Raw genomic sequence first — 20,637 nt, 5'->3', positions numbered from 1 at the left:
ATGAATGATGAAACTATATAGTCACTTATAACTTATATCTTATAACTTATAATTTAGATAAATGGATATACAGGTTAGGAACTTAACCATCGAGGATTACAAGGATTTAAAGCGCTCCATGGAAAAGGCCTACGGTGGAGATACGGGAGATGTATGGACACGTGAAAACATAGTAGATTTGATAGAGATCTTTCCCGAAGGACAATTATGTGTGGAAGTAGATGGACGGGTGGTAGCTTGTGCGCTTTCTTTGATCATTGATTCGAAAAAGACCAATATTTACAAGAAATACTATGAAATTATAGATAACGGAAAGTTCTCGACCCATGATTATCAAGGGGACATCCTTTATGGAATAGAAGTGTTTGTACATCCTGACTTTCGTTCTTTGCGTCTGGGAAGACGTTTGTATGACGTGCGAAAAGAGTTGTGTGAGCAAATGAATCTCCGCGGGATCCTTGCAGGAGGGCGAATACCAAATTATCATGCCTACGCAGATAAGATAACGCCGCGAACCTATATCGAAAAAGTAAAACGGAAAGAGATTTTCGATCCGACACTAACCTTTCAGCTGTCAAATGATTTTCATGTTTCCAAGATCCTGAAAAATTATCTTCCCGAAGATAAAGAGTCGAATGAGTTTGCGACACTATTGCAATGGGATAATATATACTATGACCCCGATACAAAATACTCGTCTGCTTCCAAACAAACAACCAGATTGGGGTTGGTACAATGGCAGATGCGGCTGTTTAAAGATATAAACGACTTTTACGATCAGGTTGAGTTTTTTGTAGATGCTGTCAGCGACTATGGGTCAGACTTCGTTATGTTTCCGGAATTTTTTAATACACCATTGATGAGCCCTTACAATGAGCTTCCTGAGCGCGCTGCTATGGAGAAGCTTTCGGAACTGACCGGTGAAATTGTCGAAAAGCTGCAGGAATTTGCAGTATCGTATAATGTTAATATTATCGCCGGATCCATGCCTATCATGGAATATAAAAAACTTTATAACGCGTCCTATCTATGTCATCGAAATGGGAAGGTGGACGTGCATAAAAAGATTCATATCACGCCCAACGAGTTTAAGTATTACGGGATGGTAGGAGGAAATGAAATCAACGTATTTGACACAGACTGTGGAAAGGTTGGTCTTTTGATATGTTATGATGTGGAATTTCCGGAAGTTAGCCGTATCATGGCCGACCAGGGCATGCAAATACTTTTTGTGCCGTACATGACTGACACGCAGAACGGCTATTTGCGCGTAAGAGCATGTGCGCAAGCGAGAGCTATCGAAAACGAATGCTATGTGGCTATCGCTGGTTGCGTAGGTAATTTACCGCGTGTCAATAATATGGATATCCAATATTCGCAATCTGCTGTATTTACACCATCAGATTTTGCTTTCCCTAATAATGGTATAAAGGCAGAAGCCACACCAAACACCGAAATGGTTCTGATTGCAGATGTGGATTTATATGCCCTACGGGATTTGCATGAATATGGTACAGTAAAAATACTGAAGGATAGAAGAAAAGACTTATATAGGGTGAATCTCTTAAAATAAGGGGGTTCACCCGGCTTTGTCATTCAGTAATCGCTGAATAGTCATTTGCCTTGGGTATCGTGTCAAGAATCGAATGCCACTCATTTGGAATGGTCGTCAGTTTCCGTTTCTGAAGGTCTAGCCAAGCACCGTCTACGTAGACTGTTGCAGCCTTTATGCCATTTTCTTTATAGATTTCGTGACGAAACGAGAATCGAAAATTTTTAAGGTTAAGCTTTGTCATTTCTACCTTTACAGCTATACGTTCGTCAAGCCCGATTTCACGATAATATATTAGCTCTTCCCTAAATAAGATAGGGCCGATATGATATTTAGCAAACTCTTCCAGCGAAAGCCCCACCTGGGTCATCATATTGCTTCGCGCCTGTGCACAGAAGTCAGCATATGCCGAATGTCTGAGATGCATGTTGGGATCTAGTTGAGACCAGAGCACCTGTCCTTCGAAATAGATGTTTTGTTTCATTTTTTGTCCTAAATTTATTAAATTTCCTTACATGACATTGATTGGAGATACCAATTGCATTAATATCGCCGTCAACCAAGCAGCATACGTGCCAATCGCGTAGCTACATACTGCCAGGATCACTCCCGCGGAGACTAGTGACGGATGGAAAGCTGCTGATGTAACGGTGGCGGATGCTACTCCTCCAATATTAGACATACTGCCCACTGCAAAATAGAAAAATGGAGCTTTGATCAATTTTCCAACCAATAACAATAGTAAAGCATGTATGCTAAGCCATATTATTCCCACTATAAATAACCCCGGGTTTTTCAGAATAGCAGCGATGTCCATTTGCATACCGATTGTCACAATCAACATATAAAGCAAGGCAGTTCCTAATTTCGAAGCGCCCGAATGCTCGAATTTACGAGCTGGTGTAAAGGAAAGTCCGATACCAATCAGCGTAGCAACGAGAACTATCCAAAAGAAACTGTTAGTCAGCGAAAACTTTTCCAGTTCTGGAAAGTTATTCGCCATATACGAAGCTACCGGGTCCGCGATTAACGATGCAAGCCCTGTTCCGCCTAAAGCAAGTGATAGCATCAGGATGAAATCTTTAGCTTCGGGTATACGGCTATTCGCTTTCTGTTGTTGATCCATTCTTTTAGTCAGTGCCTTTACATCTGCGGCTTCTGCGTTAAAAAAGCGATCAAATTTTTGTTGCTTGGTTGCTCCATATAGTAAAAAAGCCATCCATATATAGGCTACAAATACGTCTACGGCGATGATAGAAGAAAATAAGCTGGGAGAGGGCTGTAGTATTTCTTTGAGTGCCACTTGGTTAGCGCTTCCGCCAATCCAAGATCCTGCCAATGTTCCTAATCCACGCCATACTTCGTCAGGACCGACGCCGCCCACTATTTCGGGGGCAAAAAGCGACGTGATCCAAACGGCGATCGGTCCGCCTATAATAATACCAACTGTACCTGTGAAAAACATCAAGCCTGCTCGCTTGCGTAAATTCCACATTTCTTTTAAATCTAGATTTAAGGTAAAAAGAATCAAACAAGAAGGGAGAAAAAAACGGCTGCCAATACTGGCAAGCGGCGAATTTTCACCATCAATAATATGAGCGGAATTCAACAGCCCAGGAATGAAATAACAGAGCAGTAACGGCGGAATGATCGTGTAAAACTTAACAATATATTTGCTTTTAAGACTTGCGGTATAAAATACCACGCCTAAAACAATCATCAACAAACCCAGCACGGCGGCATTATCGGTAATGAGTGGTGTAACTTCTCTGATAGCATTTTGCATATTTTGTGGTAATTGTTAAATTGCTCTTGAATTTATATAAATATATAGACTTTTTTGAACTCGTAACATATTAGATGATTAATCGGAGAGATTTTATCAAGAACAGTGGACTCGTTATGGGTTCTACAGTTGTAAGCACGCCTATACTTGGGGCTGTTGCAGAAACAAAGAGAAAGACCTTACGTGTTGGATTGATCGGATGTGGGGGGAGAGGAACAGGAGCAGTTTTTCAAGCGTTGGCAGCAGATCCTGATGTGCGTGTAACGGCATTGGCAGATATTTTCGAAGACAACCTGAACAACACGCTTTCTGCTTTAAAGCAAAAATACGGGGACCGTATAGCTGTAACGGAGAGAACTTCCTTTCTCGGTTTTGATGCGTATGAAAAACTAATTAAATCAAAAGTAGATGTCGTGTTATTATGCACGCCCCCGAATTTTAGACCTGCACATCTGGCATTAGCAGTAAAAGAGGGAAAACATGTGTTTTGCGAAAAACCCGTTGCTGTGGATATACCGGGACTGCACGAGGTGGAGGCAGCTGTTAAGTTAGCTAAAGAAAAGAAATTATGTTTGGTGAGCGGATTTTGTTTTCGCTATTCTTTTCCAAACAGAGACATTATTTCTCGTGTGCATGATGGTGCTATAGGAGATATTAAAACCATTTCTTCTTTTCGCCATGGCGGCGAATTGAGTTATAAAGAAAGGCAACCTGGATGGAATGATTTGACCTATCAATTACGAAATTGGTATTATTATCAACGATATTCGGGGGATATGATTGTCGAACAGACGATACATAGTATAGATTATATGTCGTGGATATTGAATAACGAACTTCCTCAAAAAGTAACAGCTACTGGCGGACGCCAAAGCCGACCGTGGAATAAATATGGAAATGTTTACGATCATTTTACAGTAGAATACGAATACGGAAAGGGATTCCGCAGTTTCCATTTTGGTCGCCAGCAGAATGGTACAACGCCACGTAATACTGTGGAAGCCATGGGAACAAGGGGATATATAAATGTGGGAATTAATACTAATTACGAGATTTTTGGCGATCAACCTTGGCGTAATACCGAACGTCTTAACAATATGTATCAAACGCAACACGACGAACTCTTTAAAGCGATTAGAGAAAAGCAGGTCATCAACGATGGGGATTTCATGGTACAATCTACGCTAATGGCGATTTGGGGTAGACTGTCGGCATATTCAGGCAGAACGCTGTCCTACGATGAGGCTATCCATTCGGAAGAAGTTTTAGGACCACCTGTGGAGGACTATCACTGGGACATGAAAATAGATGAGTTAGCAATTCCGAGACCCGGTCATTATAAGTTTACGTAGCGATGGAACAAATAAGGATATTGGTTGTGGGTTGTGGTAATATGGGTGCATCGCATGCTGCAGCCTATCATAAATTAGCAGGGTTTGAGATTGTTGGGTTGGTGTCCAGAGGCGATAGTAAACATCGCGTTAACACCATGCTTGAGTCGGCATATCCGACATTCGATCATTATGATGATGCTTTGAGCCAAACAGAACCGGACGCGGTATGTATTGCGACATATCCCGATACACACGAAGAGTATGCATTAAAGGCGTTTATGGCGGGAGCACATGTTTTCATCGAAAAGCCGTTGGCGGATAGTGTGGTGGGGGCTGAGCGGGTGGTTCAAGCAGCTAAGGACTCGGGTAAGAAGTTAGTAGTTGGTTATATTCTTCGTTATCACCCATCTTGGATCAAATTTATAGAAATAGGAAAAACATTGGGCAACCCATTGGTGTTCCGTATGAATTTAAATCAGCAAAGTCAGGGATATATGTGGGATGTACATCGGAATTTAATGAAGAGTTTGAGTCCTATTGTAGATTGTGGTGTACATTATATCGACGTGATGTGTCAGATAACGGAAGCTCGCCCCATTCGGGTATCTGCTATAGGCGCCCGTTTAACGGATGATATACCATTGGATAACTATAACTACGGACAACTACAGATTCATTTTGATGATGGTTCTGTAGGTTGGTATGAAGCCGGGTGGGGACCGATGATAAGCGAAACGGCGTTTTTTGTCAAAGATGTGATTGGGCCTAAAGGTGCGGTCTCTATTGTCGCTAATGAAGCTGGGGCAAAAGGTCAATCTGATTCTGTAGAGGCTCATACCCAAACAGAATCTTTACGTGTGCATTATGCTGATGTCGACAGCAACAACAAGTTTATTGTACCCGATGAATGGATAGATTTAACTGATGAGCCATCCCATCAGGAACTATGCGACAGGGAGCAATTGCATTTTTTGCAATCAATACACGAGAATCTAGATTTGTCCAAATCGATGGAAGATGCCGTTAACAGTTTAAGAATTGCTTTTGCCTGCGATGAATCCGTTAAGACGGGTGGGATGGTGAAGTTGTGAAATGCTTACGGTATATTCAGATACTTATGCGTTTGCAGGGAAATTTCCCACTGCGGATTATCTTTTACGTATTCAATAATCAGCGGTGTCATTTCTGTGGTTTTAGACCATTCGGGCTGCAAATATAGCTTACAGTTTTTGCCGACAAATCTGGCGTGTTCTTCTGCCCATTGGAAATCGCTTTTATTAAAAACAATTACTTTTAATTCACCGGCGGCATTCAGTACATCTGGACGTGGACCTTTAAATTTTTTAGGAGACAGACATATCCAATCCCAATAACCAGATAATGGATAAGCGCCCGATGTTTCTATGAAAGTTTGTATGCCAGCTTCCTTTAATCCTCTTGTGAGATAGTCTAAATTGTAGAGTAGAGGTTCTCCTCCCGTAATAACAACCGTCTTTGCGGGGAATTTCTTTGCATTCTCGATGATGGCGTCTGCCGACGTCAGCGGATGTAGCTCGGCATCCCAGCTTTCTTTGACATCACACCAATGGCAGCCCACATCACATCCCCCCAAACGAATGAAGTATGCCGCCTTTCCGGTATGGTATCCTTCGCCTTGTATAGTGTAAAATTCTTCCATAAGTGGAAGCAGTGTGCCGTCTTCCGGAACTTGATTTGACATTGCTTTTTCCTTTGAGAGGACAAAGGTACGAAAAAAAGGCGTAGACGCCTAGTAATGTGCATGTCCTATATATAACGCGAATAGTGTATAGGCTCACCCAATAAAAAAACGGCTTCCGTTTCTTACAGATATTGAATACCTTTGCGTTCGAGACTTTACAGCGTAGTATGCTGGCGGTCTGTAAACAGTTAAATTTCAATTTTTTTAATAAATTAAAATCATATTCGTAGATGATTAACATTACATTGCCTGACGGGTCGGTCCGTCAGTATGAAAAGGGGACTACTGCTATGCAGATCGCCCAGTCCATTTCTGAAGGTTTAGCTAGAAATGTATTAGGCGCTGAAGTAAATGGTGAAGTATGGGATGCATCCAGAGCGATAGAAGAGGATGCTTCTGTTAAATTGTTAACTTGGAACGACGATAAAGGAAAATCGACGTTTTGGCATTCATCTGCGCATTTATTGGCGGAAGCATTGGAGGCGCTGTATCCGGGAATAAAATTTGGTATAGGTCCTGCAATTGAGACGGGATTCTATTATGACGTCGACTTCGGTGACCGTGAATTTTCTTCTGATGACTTCAAGCAGATAGAAGACAAGATGTTGGAGCTTGCAAAGCAAAAAGAAGTATTTGAACGTAAAGCTGTTTCGAAAGCGGATGCGTTGGCTTATTTTACAGCGAAAGGTGATGAGTATAAGCTGGATTTGATTAAGGATTTGGAGGACGGCAAAATTACATTCTATACACAAGGCAATTTTACGGATCTCTGTCGTGGCCCGCATATTCCGCATACAGGCGTTATTAAGGCTATTAAATTGACAAACGTAGCGGGAGCATATTGGCGTGGAGACGAAACGCGCAAACAACTCACCCGTATATACGGAGTCAGTTTTCCCAAGGCATCGGAGCTGACAGAATATTTGAAATTTATCGAGGAAGCTAAGAAACGTGATCACCGTAAGCTTGGGAAAGAGTTGGAGCTATTTGCTTTTTCGGAAAAAGTAGGAGCTGGGTTACCGCTTTGGCTACCAAAAGGCGCTACTTTACGTCAAAAACTACAAGATTTTTTGCAACGAGCGCAAATAAAAGCAGGCTATGAGCCCGTGGTGACACCGCATATCGGTCACAAACAACTATATGTAACTTCGGGCCATTACGAGAAATATGGGGCCGACGCGTTTCAGCCCATCCATACGCCGATTGAAGGAGAAGAGTTTTATCTAAAGCCGATGAACTGTCCGCATCACTGCGAGATTTATAAGACCAAACCTCGTTCGTATAAGGAACTACCTGTTCGATTTGCCGAATTTGGTACGGTGTACCGCTATGAGCAATCAGGAGAATTACACGGATTGACACGGGTACGTGGTTTTACACAAGATGATGCACACTTATTCTGCCGACCTGATCAGGTTAAAGAAGAGTTTAAGAAAGTGATTGACCTCGTGTTATACGTTTTCGGAGCACTCGGGTTTAATGACTATACTGCGCAGGTTTCCTTACGCGATCCGGAGAATAAAACGAAATACATCGGTACCGATGAAAATTGGGACCTAGCGGAAGCCGCTATTATTGAAGCTGCAAGCGAAAAAGGACTCCGTACAGTTATAGAGCATGGGGAAGCCGCATTCTATGGTCCAAAACTGGACTTTATGGTGAAAGATGCACTGGGTCGGAAATGGCAACTGGGTACAATTCAAGTGGATTACAACTTGCCAGAGCGTTTTGAACTGGAGTACACAGGAAGTGACAACCAAAAGCATCGCCCTGTAATGATACATCGTGCGCCGTTCGGCTCATTGGAGCGATTTGTCGCGGTGCTCATTGAGCATTGTGGGGGGCAGTTTCCTTTATGGCTTGCACCAGAGCAATTTATAATTTTGCCAGTATCGGAGAAGTACGAAGAAACTGCAAAAAGTCTTTTAGATTCGCTAAATAATTCCGATATTTGCGGACTGATTGACTTTCGTGACGAGAAAGTCGGTCGTAAGATTCGTGATGCGGAATTGAAAAAAATCCCTTATATGTTGATTGTAGGGGAGAAGGAGGTCGAAAATGGCACAGTTTCTGTTCGTAAACATGGATCTGTAGATTTAGGCTCTATGAGTCCGCAGGCATTTAAGGAATTATTAATTAAAGAAGTAACCGTTTAATATTTAAACATTTGGCATTAAAAAGATCAGGTGGTTTTAGACCGCCAATGAGAAAGAAAGAACCAGAACATCGCATTAACGAATTCATCAGAGTGCCCGAGGTGCGTTTGGTGGGTGATAATGTGGAGCAAGGCATCTATCCTACTCGTAAGGCATTAGAAATAGCAGACGAGCTGGAACTTGACTTAGTGGAGATTTCGCCAAATGCCAGTCCTCCTGTTTGTAGGGTCATTGATTATAGTAAGTTTGTATACGAGCAGAAGAAGAAGCAAAAGGAGATTAAAGCGAATGCTAAACAAACAGTTGTAAAGGAAATTCGTTTTGGTCCGAACACCAATGACCACGATTTCGAGTTTAAGTTAAAACATGCAATTAAGTTTTTAGAGAACGGTGAGAAAGTCCGTGCGTATGTGCACTTTAAAGGACGTGCTATTGTTTTTAAAGAACAGGGTGAGATTTTATTATTGCGTTTTGCTCAAGCTTTGGAGGACTACGGAAAGGTAGAATTGTTGCCTAAATTAGAAGGTAAGCGGATGTTCTTAACACTAGCTCCTAAGGCGGCTCCAAAAAAATAAATACGAGAATCTAACAGATTGATATAGAAAATTTAATTCATTATGCCAAAAGTAAAAACCAATTCCAGCGCGAAAAAACGCTTTAAATTGACTGGAACAGGTAAGATTGCAAGAAAAAGTGCCTATAAAAGCCACATCTTGACAAAGAAAGAAACAAAGCAAAAACGTAATTTGACACAAACAAGTTATGTTTCTGATGCAGATATGGGCAACGTAAAACGTATGCTTGGCATCGGTAAATAAATTTATTTCGATCTTTATAATAATAATTTTTTTAACCGGGTATTGGGCAGTAAGATTGCTGGAAAACGTAACGCCTTATACCAAACTAAATTCAAAATAATATGCCACGTTCGGTTAACGCAGTAGCTTCGAGAAGAAGAAGAAAAAGAATCATGAAAATGGCCAAAGGCTATTTCGGTTCAAGAAGCAAAGTTTATACTATTGCTAAAAACACAGTAGAAAAAGGTTTACAGTACGCTTACCGCGACCGTAAGACCAAAAAACGCGAGTTCAGAGCTTTATGGATTCAGCGTATCAACGCAGGTGCTCGTCAGCATGGGATTTCTTATTCACAGTTGATTGGTAAGTTAAACGCCAAAAATATCGGTCTAAACCGTAAGGTGCTGGCTGACTTAGCTATGAACAACCCAGACGCTTTCAAAGCCGTAATTGATACCGTAAAATAAAGTTTTTAACCCGTTATCAATTTGTTAGATATTAAGAAAGGAGCCCAAAGGCTCCTTTCTTTCTTTATGCGTTTTTTGTTTCTTATGCTATGTTTACTGTTGAGGCTGTCCTGCAGCAGGAACGGCTGGCGTCACCGGCTGAGCATCAGCGCTGATACCTAGTTTTGAACGTACATCCATCGATATATCCTCTCCGCCTTGGAAATAGATTACATTCCCGGCTGAAGTGTCGAGCACATAGGCATACCCTTTTTCTTTCGCTACGGAATTGATTGCATTCAGTACTTTTGTTTGGATAGGCGTTAAAAGCTCCTGTTGCTTCTTTTGTAGGTCTTCTTGAGCGACACGTTGAACTTCCTGTATACGTTGCTCGATGTTTTGAAGCTCTTGTCCTAAGACCTGAAGTTCCGCATCAATTGTCTCTTTATTTGCTTCACTACGACTTCTGTACTTTTCGTTAGCATCGCTTTGTTTCTTTTGAAACTCTTCATACATGCCCTGTAGTTCTTTCGTCTTCGTTTCGTTTAACGTTCTCAATTGATCATTTGCCGTTTTAAATTCAGGAGTCAACTGAAAAATTTCATCAGCATTGACATGACCAATCTTTTGTTGAGCATTTACATGCTGTACGCCCAAAAATACCACCGCTACTAAAGCTACACTTCTAAATAAATTTTTCATTCTTCTCATTTTAATCATTTGCTTGGTTCTCTTTTATCAACCAATACACTTTTTTTATAAAATATAACGTTGTTAATAATTAATTACAATTTGCTGCCACAAGTATAATAAAAAAATTAATTCGCCAAGCTTGGATTCGGTTTTAAACCTAATTTTGTAATGATGTCATTACTTTTATCCAAATTGGGGTTTGCAAATAGAATGGCGACTTCACTTCCCTTGTCCATTATCAAATCTAAATTTTCACTCTTTGCTAGTTCCTGAATAGCCTTTGAGACGCGGTCTTGGATAGGCTGGATCAAACGGATTCTCTCTTTGTAAAGATCACCTTCGAAACCAAATTTTTGACGTTGAAAATCTTTTACTTCTTTTTCTTTATTTACAATTTCATCCTCCCTACGGCGCCGCATATCGTCATTTAACAATACTTGGTCATTTTGATAGGCTTGATAGAGCTTTTCAATCTCCTCATATCGCTTATCTACTTCCGCTTGCCACTTGGTGGAGAGATCATCCAATTGCTTTTGTGCCGCAGTATATTCGGGGATATGATTTAAAATATATTCAGAATCCACATAAGCCAAACGCTGGGCGGAAGCCAGGGTTACTGAAGCTACAATCAAACTGATGACAAATATTACTTTTTTCATTTTATAAATTTTTACACTACCTATTTCTCTAAATTTTAGGACAATTATAGTTCCAAAAAGTTTAAAACCCGCCCATGTTTTGCAATATACTGAATGTAAAGTTTTGTTTCCATTGGCTAGACTGTAAACCCGGAATCGGATCGAAGGCGTGACCGTAATCTATTCCTAACATACCAAAAATAGGTAAGAATATCCGTGCACCTATTCCCGCCGAACGGCGCATTTTAAATGGATTGACTTCATCGAATTTATTCCAAGTATTACCTGCTTCTGCAAAAGCTAAAACAAATACAGTAGCCTGTTCATTCAACATAACAGGATGGCGAAGCTCTAACTGATATTTCGCGTAAATAGGGCTACCGGAGTTGATGGCTCTGCGTATACCATCGTTTTGTGAGCCGGTCGATTCGGGTATGATGGTACCGTTAGCATAACCTCGCATGGCAATAATTTCGGAGCCCTGTAGAAAGTCAAAGCCCATCATACCATCACCACCAAGCTTAAACCGTTCGAACGTAGAAGTTTCCGTCCTGTTGGTATAATTCCCTAGATAACCAAACTGCGCCTGACTTTTCAAGACCAGTTTACCGACAATTCTTGTATACCACTGGCTATCAAATTTCCATTTGTGGTATTCAGTCCATTTGTATCTGATATGATCTGGGTCAGTCTGATAATTGATGCTGTTCCACGCAGAGTATGGCGGTGTCAATTGTACAGAGAATTTGAAATGGGAACCCGAAGTAGGGTAGATGGGGGCATCTACCGAGTTTCGGCTAATTTCCTGCGTGATATTCATATTGTACGATGTTCCATTCTCATACAAAAAGTAGCCGGCATAATTCTGTAATTTGTAACGCTGGAAGGACAATGACGTATTTACTTGAAAATAGTTATCTGGCCATTGCAGACGTTTACCTAGCGTCGCTGTTACTCCGGTCATCCAGATGCGGCTCAGATCACTGTCAGCAACTACTTGTCTACCAGTCCAGGGATCAAACCCGAACATAGCGGAGCTCGATGTATAAGCACTCAAACCAAAATATATTGGCTTTTTACCACCTAACCAGGGTTCAGAGAAAGAAAAACTATACGATTGGTATCTTTTCCCGGACGTCTGACCGCGAACACTCAGTTTTTGTCCGTCTCCTCGAGGAAGCGGTTTCCAAGCGTCTTTCTTGAAAAAGTTGCTTGTTGAGAAGTTGTTGAATGTTAGTCCTAAAGTACCAATTACTTGTCCAGCACCATATCCTCCTGAAAGCTCGACTTGGTCAGACGGCTTTTCGGCGACGTTAAATACAATATCCGTTGTCCCCTCTTCGTAATTCATGGATGATTGTGGAATGTCAGGTTGAATCTTTTGTTCATCAAACATACCTAATTGAGAAATTTCACGGATACTGCGCATAATTAGCTCGCGCGAGTATTTTTGTCCAGGCTTGGAATAAATGGAGCGCAATACTACGCGATCGTTAGTTACATCATTTCCTTTGACAATAACATTGTTAATCGTGAATTGTTTTCCTTCACTTATCACGATGTCCACATCCACCGTGTCATTATAAACACGTTTTATAATAGGCTGTACATTGAAAGTAAGGTAGCCATCGTTTTGATATAAAGAAAGGATGTCGTCGCTTGCGCGCGTTGGTCCCATCAACTTGGTGTGCAGTTTCTCTTCACTATATACATCCCCTTTTTCGATTCCCAACAACAGATTCAAAAGAGAATCCGTGTATTTAGAGTTTCCGGACCATTGAATGTTTCCCATGTAATAACGGGGGCCTTCGTGAAGGCTAATATGCACATCCACTTCATTATTATCATAGCGCGAGATACTATCAACAAGAATCTGGGCATCTCGATATCCTTTATCTTGCATCTTAGCCACCAAGTTTTCTTTTGCCTCTTTGTATTTGTCGTCTTTAAATTTTCCAGGTCCAAAAATGCGATACCAACGACGAGGTTTTACTCCTTTTAAGTACTTTCGTAACTGGCGATCTGAAAATTCCTTATTTCCATCAAAATACACGCGGTGAACTTTTATTTTTTTGTTCTTGGTTACATTGGCAATAACAATTTCATTATTCGCTTCTGCACTATCCTTTTTCGTGGTAATTTCTATTTCCGGATACAGGAACGATTTTTCCCGAAGAAATTTTTGTATTGTAGATCGGGTTGTCTTCAAGAGATTCTCATTGACAATCCTGCCCGAACTGGTGTTTAGACGTTTTTGAACTTCCTCTTTCTCTCCCTTCTTCAGACCTTCAATTTCAATACGGGTAAGCCGAGGACGTTCCCGGACACGGATTTCCAGATAAACATTGTCTCCTTCGAATCTTTCTGCATATAACTGTACATCGTCGAATAAGTTCTGGGCCATCAAAGTCTTTATAACATTTGCTGTTTCCTCGCTCGGGATTTCGATATATTGACCTACTACAAGTTTAGAAATGGTAACTAAGACGTCATTGTCCAGATACTCCGTGCCGGAAACTCGTACGCCGCCGATGATGTAGTTTTTAGGATCTAAATAGCTGATGTCATCAGGGTCGTTTAGGTTAATTGGGTTGTTTCCTGGGATTTGAGCGAATAATGGTTGCCCTCCGAAAACTAGTGTAAATGTTATTAAATATAGTAAGCGCTTCATTTATTCTATTTTCTCGGTGCTAAAGTACACCAATCTCTTGTTAATTTTTGTTAAAAGAAATAATTAATAACCAGCCTTTTAATTGGGCTCTAAATCGATGGTGCAAAGGTAATAAATATAATGTTATAGCTGTTCGCTTGTTTTGCCGAATCTTCTTTCCCTTTGCTGGTAATTATAAATTGCCTCGAAGAGATCGTCGCGTGTGAACTCTGGCCACATTTTCTGCAAAAAGCAAAACTCTGTATACGCCATTTGATAAAGAAGATAATTGCTAATTCGCTGCTCTCCGCTTGTCCTTATCATGAGATCAGGATCAGGTATCCCAACGGTGTATAGGCTGTTTTGGAACACTTTCTCATCAATATCGTCCACTTTTAACTTGCCTTCTGCTACCTGTTTAGCGATCGATTTAGTGGCATCAATAATTTCCGTTCGCGCACCATAACTCAATGCAAGTGTAAGTACACATCTACTATTATTTTTTGTCAGTGTTATGGTGTCTTCCAGTTTAGCTTGGCAGTTTTGAGGCAAATCGCTGATATTCCCGATGGCGTTTAAGCGGATGTCATTTTCTATAAAAGTTTTGGTTTCTTTTGCTAACGTGTCGACCAGTAGCTCCATCAATGCATTGATTTCCATCTTCGGCCTGTTCCAGTTTTCAGATGAAAAAGCATAGAGTGTCAAATAGGGTACGCCAATCTCTATACATCCTTCCAACACCTCCCGAACAGCGGTCACACCATTCTGATGACCGAAGATACGCAACTTTCCAAAACCTTTCGCCCATCTGCCGTTGCCGTCCATAATGACAGCGACGTGTTGTGGTAACGCTTCCGGATTTATCTTTTGTTTGAAACTCATTTTTTAAACGGACTTCCCTATAGGGGATTTATGGTGTAAAGATAGGCGTTTTAGAACAATAAGGGAGTATTAAATTGTGTTAAAATATCTTGTTAATAGTTTCTAACATCTAATCCCCAGAGCAACTTTTCACGTAAAGTGCCGAAAAAACTATCAGATGCTAAACGGATGAGATTTACACGGAATGGCGCGCGCTTAATGTGTAATTTAGTGGTAGTCGTTAATGTTTCATTTTGAGAGTCGCAACTCAGAATATATTTATCTGTTCTACTTTCAATCTCCAATTCCAGCTCGCTGTCTGCCGAGATAACAATCGGTCGCACATTCAAATTATGAGGAGCGACAGGTGTAATCACAAAATTACCGCTTCCCGGCATGATAATAGGGCCGCCACAGCTTAGGGAATACGCAGTGGATCCCGTAGGTGTGGCAATGATAATACCGTCTGCCCAATAAGCGTTTAAAAGTTCTCCGTTTAAGGTCACATTAATTGTAATCATGGAGGAAGTATCGTGACGAAAGACTGTGATGTCATTTAACGCAAAATTAGCATCCCCAAAAATCCGCTGCTGATCACTACTCACCGCTAACAAATCCCGTGTTTGCAATGTATAATGTCCCGCAAAAATAGCATCAAGCGCCTGGATTATCTGTGTTTTGTGGATCGAAGCCAAAAAGCCGAGTCGTCCAAAATTAATTCCGGCAATCGGAATACCCGAATCCCTAACCTGTGATACTGCAGACAGCATTGTTCCATCTCCACCGAGACTCAGTAAAAATGAAATATCCTGCGGGAGATCACCATGATTATAATAACGCAAAAAAGTATCCGGACAATCTAATTGTTCTTTTAAGAAGTCATAGAAATCGGAGTAAATATAGATAGTAATATCTTTTTCTTTCACGTAAGAAAACAATTGTTCGACATAAGGAACAACGGATGAATTGAAAGCTCTACCATATATAGCGATGGATTTTTGTTGCATAGACAGCGATTTTTTATCAAAACTTTACGCAAAGATGCTAAATTAAGGCGAGTTTTATAAATTTAGGTAATTCATTAAGATGTCATAGCGTTCTTTGATGTCTGAATCTTGACTGCCATCGTTGAATGTGGCTTTAACAACATAATCAAAACGCCATAAAGAAGCGACTACGCTCGAGATATTTTGTTTGTCGACTTTAATCGTCATTTCCATTTTGGTAGTGTCTGGAATATCACGGAGGGCGGTATTGAGTATGTGTACATTTTCCGATTCAAAGATATGGGCAATATGCGAAAACGATACATCATTTTTTCCTAATTCCAATACAATGATAGCTCCCAGGTCTTTATTGCCTAACGTCTCGTTGATTGCGGATAACAGATCAATTATTGTCACGACCCCCATATAAGCGTTTTCCTTATCCAAAACCGGAAGGATTTCTAATCGATGCGCGTCCATATACTGGAGCGCATTATAGATATGCTGGTATTCGTATAAATACACAAAACGTAAAGAGACTGTCAAGCTACTTAGGGCTTGTGTTTCATCATGTGCAGAAAGCAAATGGTCTTCTGTGAGGATTCCAAGTAGGTCTCGTTCGTTGACAATAGGAAGCTGCGAAGTATGGAGCTCGTTCATTTTATCCAATGCAAACCCAATGTTATCGTCAGATCGGACGTCAAAATAGTTCTTTGCTAAAATTTCACCTATATACATGATGAACTGTTTTTAAAATTAAACAAAGGAAACTTGAAACCGTTTTCTATATTCCTGTTTAATTATATGCTAAATTAACAATATTACCTTTACCCCATGCACTTTTCATGTAAATAACTTTTTACAACATTAAAATTTAAATTTATTATTTTTACGCCAACAATTATCCAAACACGGACGTACTTAAAAAGCAAATGGCCAGAGAAGAAGAGCAGGTAAAGTTTATTCAGATTCGTGAAGTAATTCGAAAAAAAAGCCCGAGGTTGGCCAAATGGATTCCGAGACCTTTAATAAGGTATTTGGAACGTGTTATCCATGAAGATGAGATCAACGATATTATGACCAGATTCGGGGATTTATACGGGTTAGATTTCGTTGACGCATTAATAGCGGATTTGGGAGTAAAAGTAGTACTAGAAGACGCGGAGAACATCCCCATTGACGATAGCGTCATATTTGCCTCTAATCACCCGTTAGGAGGGCTGGATGGCATTGCGATTATGCAAGCAATAGGTCGGTATCGACGAGATGTAAAATTTCTAGTAAACGACATATTGATGAATATCCGAAATCTCGAACCTTTGTTCATTCCAGTCAACAAGGTAGGAGGACAGGCAAAGAGTGGGATTATGGCAATTGAGCAGGCCTATGCATCCGAAAATGCGTTGTTAGTCTTCCCTGCTGGTTTGGTTTCACGCAAGATACAAGGGGAAATTGCAGATCTGGGTTGGAAGAAAAGCTTTATTTCAAAAGCAAAAAAATACAAAAGAGACATCGTGCCAGTTTACATTGATGGTAAAAATTCTAATTTTTTCTATAATTTAGCTAGACTAAGACAAAAATTAGGATTAAAAGTAAACATAGAGATGTTATATTTGCCGGATGAGATGTTTTCACAACGAAACCATACGGTAACCATTCGCATAGGAAAACGAATTCCTTACCAGGAATTTGACCGATCGAAGAGTGAACATGAATGGGCTCATCACGTGAGAGAGATAGTATATAGAATGGGAGACAAAAAATAATATATGCAGGAGATTATACCACCGGTGGATAGAGCGTTAATTAAAGCGGAATTGACACAAGACGCTTTTATACGCTACACCAATAATGGAAATAATGAGGTTTATTTAATCAACTATCACTCCGCTCCTAATATTATGCGTGAAATAGGCCGTTTGCGGGAGGTCACTTTTCGCGGAGCAGGAGGTGGGACGGGGCTGCCTCTGGATATTGATGAGAACGATACAGGTAAACATAGTTACGACCAACTTATAGCTTGGAATCCGGAAGCAGAGGAAATCATCGCCGGATATCGAGTTGTTAAATGTTTAGATGCTATAGATGAGGAGGGAAACCTTCATCTTTCGACTGCCCACTACTTCCATTTTTCGGATAAATTTAAGAAAGAGTTTTTGCCTTATACGTTGGAACTTGGGCGCTCATGGGTTCAACCTCGTTTTCAGCCTTCAATCGATAACAGAAAAGGCCTATTTTCATTGGACAACTTATGGGATGGCTTAGGCGCGTTGGTGGTAATTAATCCAGATGTAAAATACTTGTTTGGAAAAGTGACCATGTATCCGCATTATAATGAAACCGCGCGTGACTTGCTAATTTATTTTATGGAATATTATTTTCCGGATAGAGACAAACTAGTGGTTCCTTTTGAACATCTCAGTTTAAAATATAAAACAGACATTACACCGTTTGTTGGGATGTTTGACAGTCTGGCCTATAAAGAAGGATATAAGTTGCTCAACACAAAGGTTCGGGAACTAGGCGAAAATATTCCACCGCTTATTAATACCTATATGAATTTATCACCGACCATGCGTACATTTGGTACAGCATTGAATGATGAATTTGGAGAGGTGGAAGAAACTGGGATCATGATTACGTTAGAAGATATTTATCCAGCCAAGAAAGAGCGGCATATGACTACCTATGAGCGAGATAAAGATAGAGGGATGGGGATAAAAGAGCAAGGATAATGAACGTACCCTTGCCCTTTGTTGCTTTTCGTTAAATTAGGAAGGATTTCACCACCTCTGATATCGTCTTTCCATCTGCTTTTCCAGCAAGTTGTTGATTTGCGGCACCCATTACTTTCCCCATATCCTTGACGGATGTTGCTCCAACCGCCGCTATAATACTTTTTACTACCTCTTCAATGGCAGATTTATCTAGTTGTTTAGGTAGGTATTCTTCTATTACTTGAAGCTCTTCTATTTCGATTTGATAGAGGTCGTCTCGATTTTGATTTCTGTAAATATCTCCCGATTCTTTACGTTGTTTTGCCAGTTTTTGTAACACCTTGATTTCTCCCTCCTCATTAAGTTCTTCTACCTGAGTCTTTTCTGTTTTTGCTAATAATATAGCCGCTTTGATAGCGCGTAAGCCACGTAATCTAACGTTGTCTTTGGCAATCATGGCCGTTTTAATATCCTGGTTGATTTTTTGCTCTAATGACATTTTTATGAGTTAAGCGTTATAAATTATGAATGAATATTTGTTTATAGCCGACGATTATGTATTACGGATTATAGCCGTTCCATTGGCCTGAGCCGTGGGCATGACCAAAAGATCATTGATATTGACATGAGCTGGTCTTGAAAGTACAAAGGCAATAATCTCAGCTATATCTTTTCCCGAGAGCGGCTTTAATCCCCGATACACATTTTCTGCACGTTTTTTATCACCTTTGAAACGGATCTCCGAAAATTCAGTTTCGACCATACCCGGGTCAATGGAAGTTACCTTAATTCCTTTTTCCAACAAATCGATCCGCATGGCTTTTGTCAGCGCATCTACAGCATGCTTGGTCGCGCAATAAACGTTTCCGTTCGGGTAAACTTCTTTGCCTGCAATGGAGCCCAGATTAATGATATGTGCTGCTTCACTACGTTCCATTAATGGTATGGTATGTTTAGTGATATAGAGTAGCCCCTTGACGTTAGTATCTATCATCCTGTCCCAGTCACCTATGTCTCCGTTTTGTATAGGCTCTAACCCTTGGCTAAGCCCCGCGTTGTTGATCAATATATCGATCTCCCGCCATTCGGCAGGAAGATTCTTCCATGTTTTTTCTATTTCGTTGTTTTCGCGTACATCAAGTTCAAAACAAAATATCTCGCAAGTGGGGTAGGCAGATTGAATTTTCTTTTTAAGTTCTTTCAGTCGTTCCAGACGACGAGCACAAAGCAATAACCTGTATTTTAACTCGCTCGCTAGAACCTCCGCACAAGCTTCACCGATTCCTGAACTTGCTCCTGTAATAAGTACCGTTCTCATTGTAGTTGAAAATTATCATTTTATACATTCGTAAATAGTACAGAACCCGAACGTCTGTGGCCTTACTGTAGTTTCCTTAAAACCCACCTTCTGGGTAATGGCGGCAAACCGCTCACCGTCTGGAAAATTAACGACAGACTCGGGAAGATAAGAGTAGGCGCTTGAATCTTTCGATATCAATTTGCCCAATGCCGGTGTCAACTTATGAAAATGGAAATGATATAGCTGTTTTATGGGAAAGGTGGTTGGGTTGGATAACTCCAAGATGACAGCTTTACCACCCGGCTTCAATACACGACGAATATCTGCCAACCCCTGCTCGAGGTTTTCAAAATTGCGAACACCGAAGGCAACGGTGACGGCATCAAATGTATTGTCATCGAATTGCAGTTTTTCTGAATCTCCAAGTTGAACCTCAAATTGTTTTTGTAGACCTTTTTTCTCAATTTTTTCACGGGCTACATCAAGCATACCCGCAGAAATATCCACGCCTATAATTTTTTTAGGATTCAATATTCGAATAGACTCTAAGGCAAAGTCGCCAGTGCCCGTAGCTACGTCGAGGATAAGCTGTGGATGGATGCCGCGTAATGACCGAATTGCTTTTCTGCGCCATATCCTGTCGATACCCATTGTCATCATCCGATTCAACATATCATATGTTTTAGATATGTTGTTGAACATGTTTGCTACTTGTTCTTTCTTTCCACCTTCCTGTGCTTTGTAAGGTTTTATTGTTCGGGTATCATTTGCCATAAAGCAAAGATACGATATTGAATTTTAACGTGCTAGAACCGTTTTCATTATCGGTAGATAATGAGGTGACTTCGTATAATAGGGATAGAGGATATGCATTAAACCTACATTAACTGTTTGGTACTTAATCTAAAGGGTGCAGGTAAGCCTATTTTTTGTTTAAGTAATACCGAATTACAGTTTTTAACACCCGTTGGATTTGTTAACATTCATATAACTTATTGGCT

Annotated in this window: 21 protein-coding genes; 9 read left to right on the top strand and 12 right to left on the bottom strand. The window is 40.5% G+C overall.

The genetic code is table 11. The features are described from left to right. The first annotated feature begins 61 nt into the window (after positions 1-61). Positions 62-1,573 (top strand): bifunctional GNAT family N-acetyltransferase/carbon-nitrogen hydrolase family protein, encoded by a 1,512-nt coding sequence (locus C5749_RS06975; RefSeq protein ID WP_105724263.1) that lies wholly within the window; start codon positions 62-64, stop codon positions 1,571-1,573. Between the two features lie 19 nt (positions 1,574-1,592). Here C5749_RS06975 and C5749_RS06970 read toward each other — a convergent pair whose 3' ends face one another. Beyond that, complete coding sequence (locus tag C5749_RS06970; protein ID WP_105724261.1) at positions 1,593-2,036, bottom strand: acyl-CoA thioesterase; 444 nt, start codon at positions 2,034-2,036, stop codon at positions 1,593-1,595. A 27-nt stretch (positions 2,037-2,063) separates the two neighbouring features. Next, positions 2,064-3,338, bottom strand: a complete 1,275-nt coding sequence (locus tag C5749_RS06965) for a DUF819 family protein (protein WP_105724259.1) — start codon at positions 3,336-3,338, stop codon at positions 2,064-2,066. 74 nt (positions 3,339-3,412) lie between these two features. On the opposite strand from C5749_RS06965, the gene C5749_RS06960 reads away from it, so the two are divergent. Together C5749_RS06960 and C5749_RS06955 are read left to right on the top strand one after the other, a co-directional pair. Beyond that, complete coding sequence (locus C5749_RS06960; RefSeq protein ID WP_105724257.1) at positions 3,413-4,690, top strand: Gfo/Idh/MocA family protein; 1,278 nt, start codon at positions 3,413-3,415, stop codon at positions 4,688-4,690. Positions 4,691-4,692: 2 nt separating this feature from the next. After that, positions 4,693-5,763 carry a Gfo/Idh/MocA family protein gene (locus C5749_RS06955; protein WP_105724255.1) on the top strand — a complete coding sequence of 357 codons (1,071 nt, stop codon included), beginning with the start codon at positions 4,693-4,695 and terminating at the stop codon, positions 5,761-5,763. 5 nt (positions 5,764-5,768) lie between these two features. Here the strand turns inward: C5749_RS06955 and C5749_RS06950 are convergent, their stop codons facing one another. After that, positions 5,769-6,392: a 7-carboxy-7-deazaguanine synthase QueE gene (locus tag C5749_RS06950; protein WP_105724253.1), complete on the bottom strand. Its 624-nt coding sequence runs from the start codon at positions 6,390-6,392 to the stop codon at positions 5,769-5,771. 230 nt (positions 6,393-6,622) lie between these two features. Between C5749_RS06950 and thrS the strand changes: the two genes are divergently transcribed. From thrS to rplT, 4 genes are all read left to right on the top strand, one after another. After that, entirely contained in the window at positions 6,623-8,548 is a 1,926-nt protein-coding gene (thrS, locus tag C5749_RS06945; protein WP_105724252.1) for a threonine--tRNA ligase, read from the top strand. Between the two features lie 47 nt (positions 8,549-8,595). Then, the gene (gene infC / locus C5749_RS06940; protein WP_425443438.1) at positions 8,596-9,123 is read left to right on the top strand and encodes a translation initiation factor IF-3; all 528 of its coding nucleotides are present in this window, start codon (positions 8,596-8,598) and stop codon (positions 9,121-9,123) included. 42 nt (positions 9,124-9,165) lie between these two features. Further along, positions 9,166-9,366 carry a 50S ribosomal protein L35 gene (gene rpmI / locus C5749_RS06935; RefSeq protein WP_105715938.1) on the top strand — a complete coding sequence of 67 codons (201 nt, stop codon included), beginning with the start codon at positions 9,166-9,168 and terminating at the stop codon, positions 9,364-9,366. A 101-nt stretch (positions 9,367-9,467) separates the two neighbouring features. Then, positions 9,468-9,812, top strand: coding sequence for a 50S ribosomal protein L20 (gene rplT, locus C5749_RS06930; protein ID WP_105724249.1), 345 nt, complete (start codon positions 9,468-9,470; stop codon positions 9,810-9,812). A gap of 93 nt (positions 9,813-9,905) precedes the next feature. Here the strand turns inward: rplT and C5749_RS06925 are convergent, their stop codons facing one another. From C5749_RS06925 to C5749_RS06900, 6 genes are all read right to left on the bottom strand, one after another. Beyond that, positions 9,906-10,493, bottom strand: a complete 588-nt coding sequence (locus C5749_RS06925) for an OmpH/Skp family outer membrane protein (RefSeq protein WP_105725299.1) — start codon at positions 10,491-10,493, stop codon at positions 9,906-9,908. Positions 10,494-10,609: 116 nt separating this feature from the next. Continuing rightward, positions 10,610-11,143, bottom strand: coding sequence for an OmpH/Skp family outer membrane protein (locus tag C5749_RS06920; protein WP_105724247.1), 534 nt, complete (start codon positions 11,141-11,143; stop codon positions 10,610-10,612). Positions 11,144-11,204: 61 nt separating this feature from the next. Next, positions 11,205-13,793, bottom strand: a complete 2,589-nt coding sequence (gene bamA / locus C5749_RS06915; protein WP_105724245.1) for an outer membrane protein assembly factor BamA — start codon at positions 13,791-13,793, stop codon at positions 11,205-11,207. Positions 13,794-13,916: 123 nt separating this feature from the next. Next, a complete protein-coding gene (locus tag C5749_RS06910) occupies positions 13,917-14,654 on the bottom strand; it encodes an undecaprenyl pyrophosphate synthase (RefSeq protein WP_105724243.1) in 738 nt (245 codons plus the stop codon). 92 nt (positions 14,655-14,746) lie between these two features. Then, positions 14,747-15,640 carry an NAD kinase gene (locus C5749_RS06905; RefSeq protein ID WP_105724241.1) on the bottom strand — a complete coding sequence of 298 codons (894 nt, stop codon included), beginning with the start codon at positions 15,638-15,640 and terminating at the stop codon, positions 14,747-14,749. A 54-nt stretch (positions 15,641-15,694) separates the two neighbouring features. Then, positions 15,695-16,357, bottom strand: a complete 663-nt coding sequence (locus C5749_RS06900) for a CBS domain-containing protein (protein WP_105724239.1) — start codon at positions 16,355-16,357, stop codon at positions 15,695-15,697. A 194-nt stretch (positions 16,358-16,551) separates the two neighbouring features. Here C5749_RS06900 and glsA point away from each other — a divergent pair, with 194 nt between their 5' ends. Together glsA and glsB are read left to right on the top strand one after the other, a co-directional pair. Then, the gene (glsA, locus tag C5749_RS06895) at positions 16,552-17,385 is read left to right on the top strand and encodes a lyso-glycine lipid O-acyltransferase GlsA (protein ID WP_105724237.1); all 834 of its coding nucleotides are present in this window, start codon (positions 16,552-16,554) and stop codon (positions 17,383-17,385) included. A gap of 3 nt (positions 17,386-17,388) precedes the next feature. Continuing rightward, positions 17,389-18,354: a glycine N(alpha)-acyltransferase GlsB gene (glsB, locus tag C5749_RS06890; protein ID WP_105724235.1), complete on the top strand. Its 966-nt coding sequence runs from the start codon at positions 17,389-17,391 to the stop codon at positions 18,352-18,354. A 31-nt stretch (positions 18,355-18,385) separates the two neighbouring features. Here the strand turns inward: glsB and C5749_RS06885 are convergent, their stop codons facing one another. From C5749_RS06885 to ubiE, 3 genes are read right to left on the bottom strand one after another with little or no spacing between them, the layout of a single operon-like run. Continuing rightward, positions 18,386-18,835, bottom strand: a complete 450-nt coding sequence (locus C5749_RS06885; RefSeq protein WP_105724233.1) for a GatB/YqeY domain-containing protein — start codon at positions 18,833-18,835, stop codon at positions 18,386-18,388. A gap of 54 nt (positions 18,836-18,889) precedes the next feature. Further along, positions 18,890-19,654 (bottom strand): SDR family NAD(P)-dependent oxidoreductase, encoded by a 765-nt coding sequence (locus C5749_RS06880; RefSeq protein ID WP_105724231.1) that lies wholly within the window; start codon positions 19,652-19,654, stop codon positions 18,890-18,892. A 15-nt stretch (positions 19,655-19,669) separates the two neighbouring features. After that, positions 19,670-20,410 carry a bifunctional demethylmenaquinone methyltransferase/2-methoxy-6-polyprenyl-1,4-benzoquinol methylase UbiE gene (gene ubiE, locus C5749_RS06875; RefSeq protein WP_105724229.1) on the bottom strand — a complete coding sequence of 247 codons (741 nt, stop codon included), beginning with the start codon at positions 20,408-20,410 and terminating at the stop codon, positions 19,670-19,672. Positions 20,411-20,637 lie beyond the last annotated feature (227 nt).

The sequence above is a fragment of the Sphingobacterium gobiense genome (genome assembly GCF_002980575.1).
Taxonomy (GTDB): domain Bacteria; phylum Bacteroidota; class Bacteroidia; order Sphingobacteriales; family Sphingobacteriaceae; genus Sphingobacterium; species Sphingobacterium gobiense.
Note: the sequence above shows the minus strand (reverse complement) of the source record. Positions and strands in the feature narration are given on the sequence as shown.